Source organism: Micrococcus sp. KRD012 (assembly GCF_017168555.1).
GTDB classification, from domain to species: domain Bacteria; phylum Actinomycetota; class Actinomycetes; order Actinomycetales; family Micrococcaceae; genus Micrococcus; species Micrococcus luteus.
On sequence record NZ_JABFBB010000022.1, the window covers coordinates 52,639 to 66,314 of the forward strand.

At 72.9% G+C, this 13,676-nt stretch carries 13 protein-coding genes; 9 read left to right on the forward strand and 4 right to left on the reverse strand.

Annotation, left to right across the window (positions count from 1 at the left end; genetic code table 11):
- Nucleotides 1–82 precede the first annotated feature (82 nt).
- From J1M37_RS09545 to J1M37_RS09570, 6 genes are all read left to right on the forward strand, one after another.
- A complete protein-coding gene (locus J1M37_RS09545) occupies nucleotides 83–1,360 on the forward strand; it encodes an MFS transporter (RefSeq protein WP_241251001.1) in 1,278 nt (425 codons plus the stop codon).
- Nucleotides 1,361–1,657: 297 nt separating this feature from the next.
- The gene (locus J1M37_RS09550; protein WP_206452505.1) at nucleotides 1,658–2,875 is read left to right on the forward strand and encodes a thiolase family protein; all 1,218 of its coding nucleotides are present in this window, start codon (nucleotides 1,658–1,660) and stop codon (nucleotides 2,873–2,875) included.
- A 4-nt stretch (nucleotides 2,876–2,879) separates the two neighbouring features.
- Nucleotides 2,880–3,665, forward strand: a complete 786-nt coding sequence (locus J1M37_RS09555; protein ID WP_206452506.1) for an enoyl-CoA hydratase/isomerase family protein — start codon at nucleotides 2,880–2,882, stop codon at nucleotides 3,663–3,665.
- Between the two features lie 8 nt (nucleotides 3,666–3,673).
- On the forward strand, nucleotides 3,674–4,561 hold the full coding sequence (locus J1M37_RS09560; protein WP_206452507.1) for a 3-hydroxyacyl-CoA dehydrogenase family protein: 888 nt from the start codon (nucleotides 3,674–3,676) through the stop codon (nucleotides 4,559–4,561).
- Between the two features lie 114 nt (nucleotides 4,562–4,675).
- Entirely contained in the window at nucleotides 4,676–5,059 is a 384-nt protein-coding gene (locus J1M37_RS09565) for an MmcQ/YjbR family DNA-binding protein (RefSeq protein WP_044658760.1), read from the forward strand.
- Entirely contained in the window at nucleotides 5,059–5,553 is a 495-nt protein-coding gene (locus tag J1M37_RS09570) for an SRPBCC family protein (protein ID WP_119217750.1), read from the forward strand. Before J1M37_RS09565 ends, J1M37_RS09570 begins: the two co-directional genes overlap by 1 nt.
- 21 nt (nucleotides 5,554–5,574) lie before the next feature.
- On the opposite strand, the gene panD is transcribed toward J1M37_RS09570, so the two are convergent.
- Nucleotides 5,575–6,012, reverse strand: a complete 438-nt coding sequence (gene panD / locus J1M37_RS09575; RefSeq protein ID WP_206452508.1) for an aspartate 1-decarboxylase — start codon at nucleotides 6,010–6,012, stop codon at nucleotides 5,575–5,577.
- Between the two features lie 184 nt (nucleotides 6,013–6,196).
- A complete protein-coding gene (locus tag J1M37_RS09580) occupies nucleotides 6,197–7,189 on the reverse strand; it encodes a DUF559 domain-containing protein (RefSeq protein ID WP_206452509.1) in 993 nt (330 codons plus the stop codon).
- A gap of 167 nt (nucleotides 7,190–7,356) precedes the next feature.
- Between J1M37_RS09580 and paaZ the strand changes: the two genes are divergently transcribed.
- The 3 genes from paaZ (at nucleotide 7,357) to J1M37_RS09595 (ending at nucleotide 11,623) form a co-directional block, all read left to right on the forward strand.
- Nucleotides 7,357–9,477: a phenylacetic acid degradation bifunctional protein PaaZ gene (paaZ, locus tag J1M37_RS09585; RefSeq protein ID WP_049146492.1), complete on the forward strand. Its 2,121-nt coding sequence runs from the start codon at nucleotides 7,357–7,359 to the stop codon at nucleotides 9,475–9,477.
- 138 nt (nucleotides 9,478–9,615) lie between these two features.
- Complete coding sequence (locus tag J1M37_RS09590; protein WP_010080087.1) at nucleotides 9,616–10,548, forward strand: 3-hydroxyacyl-CoA dehydrogenase; 933 nt, start codon at nucleotides 9,616–9,618, stop codon at nucleotides 10,546–10,548.
- A 115-nt stretch (nucleotides 10,549–10,663) separates the two neighbouring features.
- Nucleotides 10,664–11,623 (forward strand): hypothetical protein, encoded by a 960-nt coding sequence (locus J1M37_RS09595; protein WP_206452510.1) that lies wholly within the window; start codon nucleotides 10,664–10,666, stop codon nucleotides 11,621–11,623.
- A 13-nt stretch (nucleotides 11,624–11,636) separates the two neighbouring features.
- On the opposite strand, the gene J1M37_RS09600 is transcribed toward J1M37_RS09595, so the two are convergent.
- Together J1M37_RS09600 and J1M37_RS09605 are read right to left on the reverse strand one after the other, a co-directional pair.
- On the reverse strand, nucleotides 11,637–12,191 hold the full coding sequence (locus tag J1M37_RS09600; RefSeq protein WP_206452529.1) for a TetR/AcrR family transcriptional regulator: 555 nt from the start codon (nucleotides 12,189–12,191) through the stop codon (nucleotides 11,637–11,639).
- 143 nt (nucleotides 12,192–12,334) lie between these two features.
- Nucleotides 12,335–13,676 (reverse strand): phenylacetate--CoA ligase family protein (locus tag J1M37_RS09605; protein ID WP_342345140.1); only part of this gene is annotated, 1,342 nt, incomplete at its 5' end.

Sequence of the window (13,676 nt, forward strand, 5' to 3'; positions counted from 1 at the left end):
GTCCCCGGTCGCGCCCCGCCGCGCCGCCGACCCCCGCACCCCCGAGCAGCGCCGCGAGGAGCGCAAGGTCATCGCCGGCACCATGGTCGGCACCACCATCGAGTGGTACGACTTCTTCATCTTCGCCCAGGCCACCGCACTCGTCTTCGCCGCCCTCTTCTTCCAGCCGATGGGCGAGAACGGCTCCCAGATCGCCGCGTGGGCCACCCTCGGCATCTCCTTCCTCATCCGCCCGCTCGGTGCGATCATCGCCGGCCACCTCGGCGACCGCTTCGGCCGCAAGTTCGTCCTGTCCCTCACGCTGATCGGCATGGGCCTGGCCACCACCCTCATCGGCCTGCTGCCCACCTACGCCCAGATCGGGGTGTGGGCGCCGATCCTGCTCGTCGTGCTGCGCCTGCTGCAGGGCCTGTCCGCCGGCGGCGAGTGGGGCGGCGCGGCGCTGCTGTCCGTGGAGCACGCCCCCCACGGCAAGCGCGGCCTGTTCGGCTCCGCCCCGCAGATCGGCGTGCCGCTGGGCATGATCCTGGCCACCGGCGTGCTGTTCATCGTGCGCTCCACCATGTCCGAGGAGCAGTTCCTCGCCTGGGGCTGGCGCATCCCGTTCCTGATCTCCGTGGTGCTGATCGTCGTCGGCTACCTGATCCGCAAGGCCGTGGAGGAGTCCCCGGTCTTCAAGGAGATGCAGCAGCTCAAGGTGGACGAGTCCGCCCCGCTGGGCGAGCTCTTCCGGCACCACACCAAGGAGGTCATCCTCGCCGCCGTGATCTTCGCCGCGAACAACGGCGTCGGCTACCTGCTCATCGCGTGGTTCTCGAAGTACGGCGGCCCGAAGGGCCTGGGCATGACCTCCTCCGAGGTGCTCATCGCGAGCCTCGTCGGCGGCGTCGGCTGGTTCATCTTCACCCTGCTCGGCGGCTGGATCTCGGACAAGATCGGCCGCAAGCTGACCTTCGTCCTCGGCTACGGCTTCCTGATCGTCTGGGCCTTCCCGCTGTTCGGGCTGCTGAACACCGCGTCTCTGCCGCTGTTCTCGCTGGGCCTGTTCGTCCTGACCCTCGGCCTGGGCCCGTCCTACGGCCCGCAGTCGGCGATGTACGCCGAGATGTTCCCGGCCCGCGTCCGCTTCTCCGGCGTCTCCATCGGCTACGCGCTCGGCACCATCATCGGCGGCGCCTTCGCCCCTCTGATCGCCGACCAGCTCGTGAAGACCGGCTGGGAGAACGTGGCCTGGTACATCATCGCGATCTCCGCGGTCTCGCTCATCGCCGTCCTGTTCGTCCCCAAGGGCATCCAGGACCGCGAGCTGCACGACGAGCAGGTCGTCGCCACCCGCTCCCACCCGGTGGTCCCGGCCTGATCTGGCCCGCCTGACGGGCTTCGCCCGCCCCCACCCCACGACGACGGCGCGTCCTCCTCCGGAAGGGCGCGCCGTCGTCGTGGGCGACCGGACCGGCGCCGAGGCCCGCAGACACGCCGCTACCTCGGGGACGAAACGGCGCGTCTGCGGGCTTTGGCGCGGGGTGCGCCTCTGCCCCGTCACACCCGCCCCGCAGTTGACCCCCGTCACACCGGCCCGGGATACTGAACCTGAACGCACGGTCGGTAATTTGCCGCGCCCGCGCCCGCCCCGTTGTCGGTCACTCAAGGAGTCTCCATGTCCGCACAGTCCCAGGCCCTGCTCGTCGGCGGTCGCCGCACGCCCGTCGGCAAGTACGGCGGCGCCCTCTCCTCCGTCCGCCCCGACGACCTCGCCGCCCTGACCGTCAAGGCCGTGATCGAGGACGCCGGCATCGACCCGTCGGTCGTGGACGACGTCATCCTCGGCAACGCCAACGGCGCCGGCGAGGAGAACCGCAACGTCGCCCGCATGGCCTGGCTGCTGGCCGGCTTCCCGGACACCGTCCCGGGCATCACCGTGAACCGCCTCTGCGCATCCGGCATGTCCGCGATCGGCATCGCCACCGCGATGGTGCGCTCCGGGATGGCCGACGTCGTCGTGGCCGGCGGCGTGGAGTCGATGTCCCGCGCCCCCTGGGTGATGGAGAAGCCGACGACGGCGTTCGCCAAGCCCGGCGCGGCCTTCGACACCGCGATCGGCTGGCGCTTCGTGAACCCGCGCTTCGCGGACGGCGAGTTCGGGGAGAAGTTCACCTTCTCCATGCCGGAGACCGCCGAGGAGGTCGGCGAGGTGGACGGCATCACCCGCGAGGACGCCGACGCCTTCGCTGCCCGCTCGCATGCGCGCGCGCTGGCCGCCATCGAGGCCGGCCGCTTCGCGGACGAGATCGTGCCCGTCGTCGTCACCGGCCGCAAGGGCGCCGAGACGATCGTGGACACGGACGAGGGCCCCCGCCCCGGCTCCACCCCCGAGGTGCTCGCCGGCCTGCGCCCGATCATCAAGAAGGACGGCGTGGTCACCGCCGGCAACTCCTCCTCCCTCAACGACGGCGCCTCGTCGATCCTCGTCGTCTCCGAGCGGGCCGCGCAGAAGTACGGCCTGACCCCGCGGGCCCGCGTCGTGGAGTCTACCTCGGCGGGCCTGGCCCCCGAGATCATGGGTCTGGGCCCCGTCCCGGCCACCGAGAAGGCCCTCGAGCGCTCCGGCTGGTCCGTGGCGGATCTGGGCGCCGTCGAGCTCAACGAGGCCTTCGCCACCCAGTCCCTGGCCTCGATGCGGCGCCTCGGCCTGGACCCGGAGACCGTCAACGCCGACGGCGGCGCGATCGCCCTGGGCCATCCGCTGGGCTCCTCGGGGTCGCGTCTCGTGGTCACGCTGCTCGGTCGGATGGAGCGTGAGGGCGCGGACAGGGGCCTGGCCACGATGTGCGTGGGCGTGGGCCAGGGCTCCGCGATGCTCGTCGAGAGGGTCTGAGCAGATGACCGGCTTCAGCCACTTCACGGCACTGCGCGTCGAGGAGCGTGAGGACCGCGTCCACGCGCGCATGGACCGCCCGGGCGTGCGCAACGCGATCGACCAGACCATGGTCGACGAGTTCCACGAACTCTGCGCCCACCTCGAACGCGAGCCGAAGATCCTGATCATCTCGGGCACACAGGTGGAGTCGAAGCGCGAGCCGGGGACGTTCTCCGGCATCTTCGCCTCCGGCGCGGACATCGGACAGCTGCGCGAGCGCCGCCGCGACGACGCCCTGCGCGGCGTGAACTCACAGGTCTTCGACCGCATCCACCGGCTGCCCATGCCCGTGATCGCGGCGATCGACGGCTTCGCCCTCGGCGGCGGCGCGGAACTGGCCTACGCGGCCGACTTCCGCATCGCCACCCCGGCGCTGAAGATGGGCCAGCCCGAGACGAGTCTGGGGATCACGGCCGCTGCGGGCGCCCAGTGGCGGCTCAAGGAGCTGGTGGGTGAGCCGGTGGCCCTCGAGCTGCTGCTCGCCGGACGGATCCTGGACGCGCAGGAGGCCCTCGAGCTCAAGCTCGTCACCGAGCTTCACGAGCCGGACGTCCTCCTCGACGCCGCCGACGCCCTCGCCGACCGCATCGCGCAGCAGGACCCGCTGGCGGTGCGGCTGTCCAAGCGCGTCTTCCACCTCCCTCGCGAGGCCCACCCCCACGTGGACGAGATCGCGCAGGCCATCCTGTTCGAGTCCGAGGCCAAGTTCGAGCGCATGCAGGCGTTCCTGGACCGCAAGAAGAAGTGAGGACCGACATGACCGATCAGCAGCGCACCCCTGACACCGCTCCGTCCTCCGTGCCCGCCGTCGTCGGCGTCCTCGGCGGCGGCCGGATGGGCGGCGGCATCGCCCACGCGTTCCTCGTCTCCGGCTCGTCCGAGGTGGTCGTCGTCGAGCGCGACCCGCAGTCGGCCGAGGCCGCCGAGGAGCGCATCGAGGCCGACCTGGCCGCCTCCCTCGAGCGCGGGAAGATCGACGGCGACCTGGACGTGTGGGCGCAGCGCCTGACCGTCTCCCTGGACCGCGCCGACTTCGCCCGCTGCGACCTCGTGGTCGAGGCCGTGTTCGAGGACATGCAGGTGAAGATCGAGGCGCTCACCGACGTCGAGGCCCACCTGCGGGAGGACGCCTGGCTGGCCAGCAACACCTCCTCCCTGTCCATCGACGAGATCGCCACGCATCTGCAGCGCCCCGAGCGCTTCTGCGGCCTGCACTACTTCAACCCGGTGCCCGCGTCGAAGCTCGTGGAGGTCGTGATCGGCGAGCAGACCGGTGCGGAGCTCCAGGCCAAGGCCGTGGAGTGGGTGCACGGCCTGGGCAAGACCCCCGTCGTCGTCAAGGACGCCCCGGGCTTCGCCTCGTCGCGCCTGGGCGTGGCGATCGCGCTCGAGGCCATCCGCATGGTCGAGGAGGGCGTGGCCTCCCCCGAGGACATCGACGCCGCCATGGTGCTGGGCTACAAGTTCCCGGTCGGCCCGCTGGCCCTGACCGACATCGTGGGCCTGGACGTGCGCCTGGGCATCGCGGAGTACCTCGAGTCCCAGCTGGGTGAGCGCTTCGCCCCGCCGCAGCTCATGCGAGACATGGTGGCCCGCGGCGAGCTCGGCCGGAAGTCCGGCAAGGGCTTCTTCGACTACCGCTGAGCCCCCGGGGCAGGCGCTTTCGAACGGGAGATAGGGCCTATCTCCCGTTCGAAAGCGCCCATTCCCCCGATATCACGTTCGAAAGTGCGGGGCGGCGCGGCTAGCGTGACGGGTATGGACGAGCCCACGCTGCTGCGCGTCGCCCGCGACCGCGCCCTCGAGCTGCCGGGCAGCGCCGCGTCGCACCCCTTCGGCCCGGACACCGAGGTCATGAAGGTGCAGGGGAAGCTGTTCGCGGTGTTCATCGACCACGACGGGCGCCGCCTCGTGAACGTCAAGGCCCGCCCGGAGGACGGCGCCCAGCTGCGCGCGGCCCTGCCCGCGGCGATCACGCCCGGCTATCACATGGACAAGCGGCACTGGCTCAGCCTGGCCGCGCACCCGGCCCTCGACGAGCAGCTCGTGCGGGACCTCGTCACGGAGTCGTACCTGTTGGTCGTCGCGAAGCTCCCCCGCACCCGGCGCCCCGTGGACCCCGAGACCTTCGGCCGGGCCTGATGTCGGTCGACCGCCCCTTCCGCTTCACCCACCGCTGGGCCGTCCCCGCGGACGCCCGGTCCGTGCTGGCCCTGCTCGCCGACCCGGCCGGCTACCCACGCTGGTGGCCGGCCGTCCCGCGCGCCCGTCGCCTGGGCCCCGACCGCGCCGCCGTCCGGCTGCGGGGGTTCGTGCCGGTGCGTCTGACGATGGAGCGTCTCATCGACGACCGTGCCCGCGGCCTTCTGGTCGCGCGCCTGAGCGGGGACCTGACGGGCACCGTGCGGGTCACCGTCCACGACGACGGCGCCCCGGCCGGACACGCGCCGCGCTGCGTCGTGGCGTGGGAGCAGGAGGTGGTGCTGACCTCGCCGTGGATGCGCGCTGTGTCCCGCGTGCCGGGCGCCCGCGCCGCGATGGGCCTCAGCCACGCGGCCGCGATGCGCTCCGCGCGTCGGGCGCTCGGGGCGAAGGCCGTGCCGACCGCTGATCCCGCTCGAACGTCTCGTCCATGACGGCCCGGCGCCCCGGCCGGCTCAGAGCTCGGCCTGGGCCTCGTTCCACTCGCGGGACAGCGGCGGGCGGGAGAGGCCGTCGAGGAGGCCGTCGGCGGGGTCGACGCCGAGCTCCACGATCCTGTTGTCCGCGTCCACGTGGACGACCTTGGGCTGGAAGAGGCGAGCCTCGTCGTCGTCCATCTGCCCGTAGGCGATGAGGATGACGATGTCCCCCGGATGCACCAGGTGGGCGGCGGCGCCGTTGATGCCGAGCACGCCGGAGCCCCGTTCGCCCGCGATGGTGTAGGTCTCCAGTCGCGCGCCGTTGGTGACGTCCACGATGGACACGAGCTCGCCGGGGAGGATGTCCGCGGCGTCCAGCAGGTCCTGGTCCACGGTCACGGAGCCCACGTAGTGCAGGTCCGCCTGGGTCACGGTGGCCCGGTGGATCTTGGCGTGGAACATGGTGCGCAGCATGCAGCGAAACTCTCCGGATGAGGGGGTGGGGCGGGTCCGAGAGGACCGGTGCTCGATTCTACGCCGGTCCGGAGACGAGGGGCAGGGGGTCGACGCCGGCCCGAGGCTCCCGCCCCTCTCGCCGAGGCCCGCAGACGCGCCGCTACGTCCCGGCGGAAGCGGCGCGTCTGCGGGCCTGGGCGGGTCAGATCCACGACGGCGGCACTCGGCCCGGCATCGTCCGCGCGGCCACCAGGCCCCGCAGCTGCCGCACGAAGAGCTCCCAGTGCCCCGGCAGGAACACGTCGGCGGTCACCCGGATCACCTCCCACCCCTCCGCGCGCAGGGCCGCGTCCCGCTCGCGGTCCTCACGCCACTGCCGGCGATCCGTGCGGTGCTGATCGCCGTCGTACTCGACGGCCACCTTGGCCTCCGCCCACACCAGATCGACGCGGAGCCGCTGTCCCGTGGCGAGGCGGATGCACCGGTTCACTGCGGGCTCGGGGACGCCGTCCCGGGCGAGCCGCGCCCGCAGCCGGCTCTCCTGCGGCGAGTCGGCCCCGGGACGCACGAGCTCCAGCGCCTCCCGGGCCGCACGGATCCCGCGCACCCGACCGCGTTCCTCGACGGCGGCGCGCAGCTCGGCCACGTCCGTCACCCCGGGAGGCAGCCGACGGCGGCGGGCCTCCGTGGGTGCCGTCCGCACCATGCTGTCCCCGAGCGCGACGAGATGCTCAAGCGGCCCGGCCTGCGCGGCGAGGTCCACGAAGATCCACCCCGGTGCGGTCACGCGCACCCCGTCCACGATCCGCACCGGTGCGTCGGCGCGGAGGCGGTGTGAGCGGACCCCGGCCCGGCTCGACGCGGTGCCGTGGCCGCGCGGGGTCGCGACGTGCACGGACCGGTCGGCGGCGAGCGGCCCGGTCAGCCACAGGCCGAGCACCCTGGCGGCCGTGACGTGGCTGAACACGCCCTCGGGGTGCAGATCCTGCAGTGCCCGCACATGGTCCATGGGGTCCGGTTCGACGCCGCGCCGGCCCCAGAGCCCCCAGCCGAGGGAGACCACGTCCCCGCGCCGCAGCCGGGCCGCGCTCACGCCCGCCTCGCGCGCGGCCGGGGTCGAGAACACCGTCGGAGCGCGGAGGAGGCCGTCCAGTCCGCAGCGCATCGGGGGCAGGGGCGCGGGCGAGCGGGGCATGGGCCGAGCGTGCCCGATCCGGGCGGGCCGCCGTCGTCGTCCGCCGGGATCTGTGGACGACGCCCCACCGAGGCCCGCAGACACGCCGCTACGTCCTGGCCGTAGCGGCGCGTCTGCGGGCTTCGGCGCCACGGGCCGCGCCGCCAGGCCCTCCCCACGACGCCCCCGTGACCGTCACCGCCCCCTCCCTCCCGGAGATCCTCCCCAGCTACGTCGCCGGCAGCTGGTGGACGCCGTCGCACCCGTCCAAGGTCACCGACGTGACGGACGCGAACACCGGCGCGCGCCTGACCGGCGTCTCCACCGACGGCCTCGACACGGCCGCCGCCATCGAGCACGCCCGCACCGTCGGCCAGCAGGCCCTGGGCGCGCTGACCATCCACGAGCGCGCCCTCAAGCTCAAGGAGCTCGCGCTCTACCTGAACTCCCGCGTCCAGGAGCTCTACGACGTCTCCTTCGCCACCGGCGCCACGCAGCGCGACCACGCCTTCGACGTCGACGGCGGCATCGGCACCCTCTTCACGTTCTCCGGCAAGGGCCGCCGCGAGCTGCCGAACTCCACCGTGATCATCGACGGCGACGTGGAGCCCCTCTCCCGCGACGGCTCCTTCATCGGCGAGCACATCTACCAGCGCATCCCGGGCGTGGCCGTGCAGATCAACGCCTTCAACTTCCCCGTGTGGGGCATGCTCGAGAAGTTCGCCCCGGCCTTCGTCGCGGGCGTGCCCACCGTGGTCAAGCCGGCCACCCCCACCGGCTACGTCACGCAGAAGTGCGTCGAGCTGATGCTCGAGTCCGGCGTGCTGCCCGAGGGCTCGATCCAGCTGATCTCCGGCTCCGCCCGCGACCTGCTGGACCACCTGGACTACCGCGACCACGTCGCGTTCACCGGCTCCGCCGCCACCGCGGCTACGCTGAAGAAGCACCCGAACGTGCAGGAGGGCGGCGTCCGCTTCACCGCGGAGACCGACTCCCTCAACGCCGCCATCCTCGGCCCGGACGCGGACCCGGAGTCCCCCGAGTTCGAGGCGTTCGTGAAGGTCGTCTTCCAGGAGATGACGGTCAAGGCCGGCCAGAAGTGCACGGCCATCCGCCGGGTGATCGTCCCGCAGGACCGGGTCGAGGCCGTGACCGCCGCCCTCACCGAGCGCCTGGCCGCGAAGGTCGTCCTGGGCGACCCGCGCGTCGAGGGCACCACCATGGGCGCCCTGGCCTCGAAGGAGCAGCAGGGCGAGGTCCGCGGCGCGGTGCAGCGCCTGGTCGACGCCGGCGGTCAGGTCCGCCTCGGCGGCCCCGAGGGCTCGACCGGTGACGCCGACGCCGAGTCCGGCGCGTTCTTCGCCCCCACGGTGCTCACCTTCGAGGACGCGCGCACCCCCGAGGTGCACAGCGTCGAGGCGTTCGGTCCGGTCACCTCGGTGATCGGCTACACGGACGTGGCCGACGCCGTGGCCCTGGCCGCCCTGGGCTCGGGGTCGCTCGTGGCCACGGTCGCCACGAACGACGGTGAGACCGCCCGCGCGTTCGCCGCCGGGATCGGCGCCCACCACGGCCGCGTGCACGTCCTGAACCGCCAGACCGCCGCGACCACCACGGGCCATGGCGCCCCCGTGCCGGTGCTGATCCACGGCGGCCCCGGCCGCGCCGGCGGCGGCGAGGAGCTCGGCGGGGTCCGCGCCGTGAAGCACTACATGCAGCGTACGGCGATCCAGGGCTCCCCGGACATGCTCACGGCCATCACCGGCGTGTGGCATCAGGGCGCCGCGGCCCACACGGTGACGCGCGAGGACGTGGAGGCCGGCACGGCCGTGCACCCGTTCTACAAGTCCCTGGCCGAGCTGACGGTGGGCGACCAGTTCGCCTCCGGCCTGCGCACCGTCACCCTGGAGGACATCACCGCCTTCGCGGAGGAGACCGGGGACAGGTTCTACGCGCACACGGACGAGGAGGCCGCCATGGCCAACCCGTTCTTCCCGCGCCGGGTGGCCCACGGCTACCTGCTGGTCTCGTGGGCCGCGGGGCTGTTCGTGGCCCCGGATCCGGGCCCGGTGCTGGCCAACTACGGCCTGGAGAACCTGCGCTTCATCACGCCGGTGACCTACGACGACGCCATCCGCGTGACCCTGACGGCCAAGCGCATCACCCCGCGCGTGAGCGACGAGTACGGCGAGGTGGCCTGGGACTGCCGGATCCACAACCAGAAGGACGAGCTCTGCGCCCAGTACGACGTGCTGACGCTCGTGGCCAAGACCTGGCCGATGGCCCCGTCCGAGACCTCCCAGGGCTGAGCCCCCCTGCTTCGACGGGCCGTCCCGTGCGCCCGCTGCGCGCCGGGCGGCCCGTCGTCGTCCCCGGGAACAAGGAGCGTGCCCGGGGCGTTCACCTGTACGTCCCATTCGGACCGCGAGAGAAGAAGGTCGACACACATGTCCGAGTTCACCCGTTTCGAGCAGGTCGCCGTGCTGGGCACCGGCGTGCTGGGTTCGCAGATCATCATGCAGGCGGCGTACCACGGCAAGAAGGTGATGGCCTACGACGCCGTGCCCGCCGCCCTCGAGGGGATCGAGCGCCGCTGGGCGTGGATCCGCCAAGGCTACGAAGCAGACCTCGGGGAGGGCTACGACCCGCAGCGCTTCGACGAGGCCATCGCCCGCATCACGCCGACCTCGGACCTCGGCGAGGCCCTGGCGGATGCGGACATCGTGATCGAGGCCGTCCCGGAGAACCTGGAGCTCAAGCGCAAGGTGTGGGCCCAGGTGGGCGAGCTCGCCCCCGCCACGACCCTGTTCGCCACGAACACCTCCTCCCTGCTGCCCTCGGACTTCGCCGACGCCAGCGGCCATCCGGAGCGCTTCCTGGCCCTGCACTACGCCAACCGCATCTGGGCGCAGAACACCGCCGAGGTCATGGGCACCGCCGCGACCTCGCCGGAGGCCGTCGCGGGAGCCCTGCAGTTCGCCGAGGAGACCGGCATGGTCCCCGTGCACGTGCGCAAGGAGATCCCGGGCTACTTCCTCAACTCCCTGCTCATCCCGTGGCTGCAGGCCGGCTCCAAGCTGTACATGCACGGCGTGGGCAACCCGGCGGACATCGACCGCACCTGGCGCGTGGCCACCGGCAACGAGCGCGGCCCGTTCCAGACCTATGACATCGTGGGCTTCCACGTGGCCGCCAACGTCTCCCGCAACACGGGCGTCGACTGGCAGCTCGGCTTCGCTGAGCTGCTCGAGAAGAGCATCGCCGAGGGCCACAGCGGCGTGGCCGACGGCCAGGGCTTCTACCGCTACGGGCCGGACGGGGAGAACCTCGGCCCGGTGGAGGACTGGAACCTGGGCGACAAGGACACCCCGCTCGGCTGACCTCCTCCGCTGACGGATCAGGGGCCGTCCGGTGCGCATCACGCATCGGGCGGCCCCGTTGCGTGCCCCCGCCGCTTCCTTGTGGCATCCGTCACAGTGCACGTAGAGTCGGGCCATGACGACCCCCCGACTCCCCCTGCTCGGCGTCCTCGCCGTGGGCGCACTCGCCCTCACCGGATGCGCGGGCGGCGGCAGCGCGGAGCCCTCCTCCCCCGCCCCCTCGTCGGCGTCGTCCACGACGACGGCGGCCTCGTCCGCGTCCACGTCGCCCGCGGCCAGCAGCTCCACGGCGAGCACGGGCGCGGCGGAGAGCACGGCCAGCGCCTCCACGGAGAGCACGGGCGGCACCTCCGCCTCGGGCAGCCTGTCCCTCGAGATGCCCGCCGCGCTGGACGGGCAGCGGACCCTGGCGGTGCAGGCCGCCGTGCAGCGGGCCGCGGGGCCGGGGTCCGAGGTGGGGCTGAGCGCCGCCTCGCCGCTGGAGCGGCAGACGGAGCTGCGCCAGCGGGCCGCCGGCCTGGAGCAGGCGGTCGACGCCGGCGCGAGCCCGGCTCCCACCCGCAGCGCGGAACAGCAGGCCTGCCTGGACGCCACCCGCTCCGCCCTGGAGCGGGACGCCGAGGCCGGGGCGGCGGACCTGGGGCTCACGGCCCAGCCGGAGACGGCCGCCACCACCGGCGGCGGGCCCACCACGACGCTGGCGCCCTCCTTCACGGCGTCCCCCGACGCCGAGGTCACTCCGCTCGGCGTGCGCGTCACCGTGTACCCCACGGAGGAGGCCGCCCGCGCCGCCCTGGAGGACGCCCGAGCGGCGGCGCAGGCCTGCACCGGGGTGGACCTGGCCGGGCTCGACGTGGAGAGCGTGACGCGGACCGAGCACGAGGGCGGCACCGCGTACACGGCGCTCCCGGCCCCCGGGGGGTCCGTCTACTCCCACCTCACTGCCGTGCAGGACGGCGCCCGCACCGTGGCCGTGGCCCAGGCCGACGCGGACGGCGGGGTGCCCACGGACGCCGAGGACCGCGCGGCCTCGATCGTGGCCGACGTGCTCGCCGCGCTCGACGGCGAGGGCTGAGGACAGCGGCCCCTCAGCCCCGCAGACCCCCGAGCACCACGCCCGTGACGGCGTCGATCATCTGGCCCGGTCCCTGCTGGCCGGGGACGCCGCGATCCGGCCGGTACCAGTCGACGATCGAGTTGATCATGCCCAGCGCGAGGCGGGCGAGGTTGCGCGGGGTCACGTCGGAGCGCACCGCACCCGCGGCCTGGGCGGCCTCGAGCAGGTCCCCGAAGCGCCGGGTGATCTCGCGCCGGCGCTCGACGGCGGCCACCTCGACCGCCGAGTTCCCGCGCAGGCGCAGCAGCAGGGTCACCTCGGGCTGCTTCTCCGCCAGCACCCCGAGCGTGCCGCGGATGGCCGCCTCGACCTGCGCGCCGGCGTCGGCCCCGCTGGCCACCACATCGTCCAGGCACGCCTCGAGGGCGTCGAGCGCCTCCGTCACCGCGTGGTCGAGGATCGCCTCCTTGGACTCCACGTGGTGGTAGATCGCGGACTTGGAGATGCCCAGGTGGGTGGCGAGCATGCCCATGGACGTCGCCTCGTAGCCGTGCCGGTTGAAGAGCTCGACGCACTCGGCCAGCAGCGTCTGCCGGTCATAGCCGGGCCGGCCGCGGCGCGGGGTGGGGCTGCTCTGGGGCCTTCGGGGGCGGGCGGACGCCGACGACGACGGCGCACCGGCCCACTCTACCGGGCACGCCGGCGTCGGGATCGGCCGCGGGGACGGGATCAGGCCTGGTCGCGCAGGTCGTAGATCCGCTTGAGCTTGCCGGAGGAGCGGGCCAGGGACTCCGGCTCCACCACGTTGATCACGCACGAGGAGCCGATCTTCGTCTTGATCTCCATGCGCAGGTGCGCCGCGCAGGCCTGGGCCTCCTCGAGGGACGCATGATCACGGCGCTCGATGTTCACGGCCATCTGGTCCATGCGGTCCGGGCGGGTGATCTCGAGGGTGAAGTGCGGCGACAGGGCCGGCTCCTTGAGGGCCAGCTCCTCGATCTGCGACGGGAACAGGTTCACGCCGCGCAGGATGATCATGTCGTCCGAGCGGCCGGTGATGCGGCCCATGCGGCGGTGGCCCGGGTGCGTGGTGCCCGGCAGCAGGCGGGTGAGGTCGTGGGTGCGGTACCGGATGATCGGCAGCGCCTGCTTGGTGAGCGAGGTGAAGACGAGCTCGCCGTGGCGGCCGGTCTCGAGGACCTCGTCCGTGAGCGGGTCGATGATCTCGGGGCGGAAGTGGTCCTCCCAGATGTGGGAGCCGTCCTTGGTGGCCGCGGACTCACCGGCCACGCCCGGGCCCATGACCTCGGAGAGGCCGTAGATGTCCAGGGCGTCGAGGTCGAAGGTCTGCTCGATCTCGCGGCGCATCTCCTCGGTCCACGGCTCGGCGCCGAGGATCGCGACCTCGAGGGAGGACTCGCGGGGGTCCAGACCGAGCTTCTTGAAGCCGTCCGCGATGGTCAGCAGGTAGGTGGGTGTGGAGAGGATGGCGCGCGGCTGGAAGTCGGTGATCAGCTGCACCTGCTTCTCCGTCTGCCCGCCGGACATCGGGATCACGGCCGCCCCGACGCGCTCGGCGCCATAGTGGGCGCCGAGGCCGCCGGTGAACAGGCCGTAGCCGTACGCGTTGTGCACGCGGTCACCGGGGCGGATGCCGCCGGCGCGGAAGCAGCGGGCGACGAGGGTGGCCCACGTGGCCAGGTCGTCGTCGGTGTAGCCGACCACGGTGGGCTGGCCGGTGGTGCCGGAGGAGGCGTGGATGCGACGCAGCTCGGGGCCCGTGGCGGCGAACGCGCCGAACGGGTAGCTCTTCCGCAGGAACTCCTTGTCCGTGTACGGGAACTTGGCCAGGTCCCCGAGCTCCCTGAAGTCCGAGGGGTGGACGCCGTGCGCGTCGAAGTGCTCCCGATACGCGGGCACGTTCTCGTAGGCGTGGTGCAGGGTCCAGCGGAGGCGTTCGAACTGGAGCGCCTCGATCTGGTCCCGGCTCATCGTCTCCTCGGGGTCCGGGGCCCCGCGGTCGGCGGGGGCGGGCAGGGGTGCCGGCGTGTACGGGTTGGGGATCGAGGCC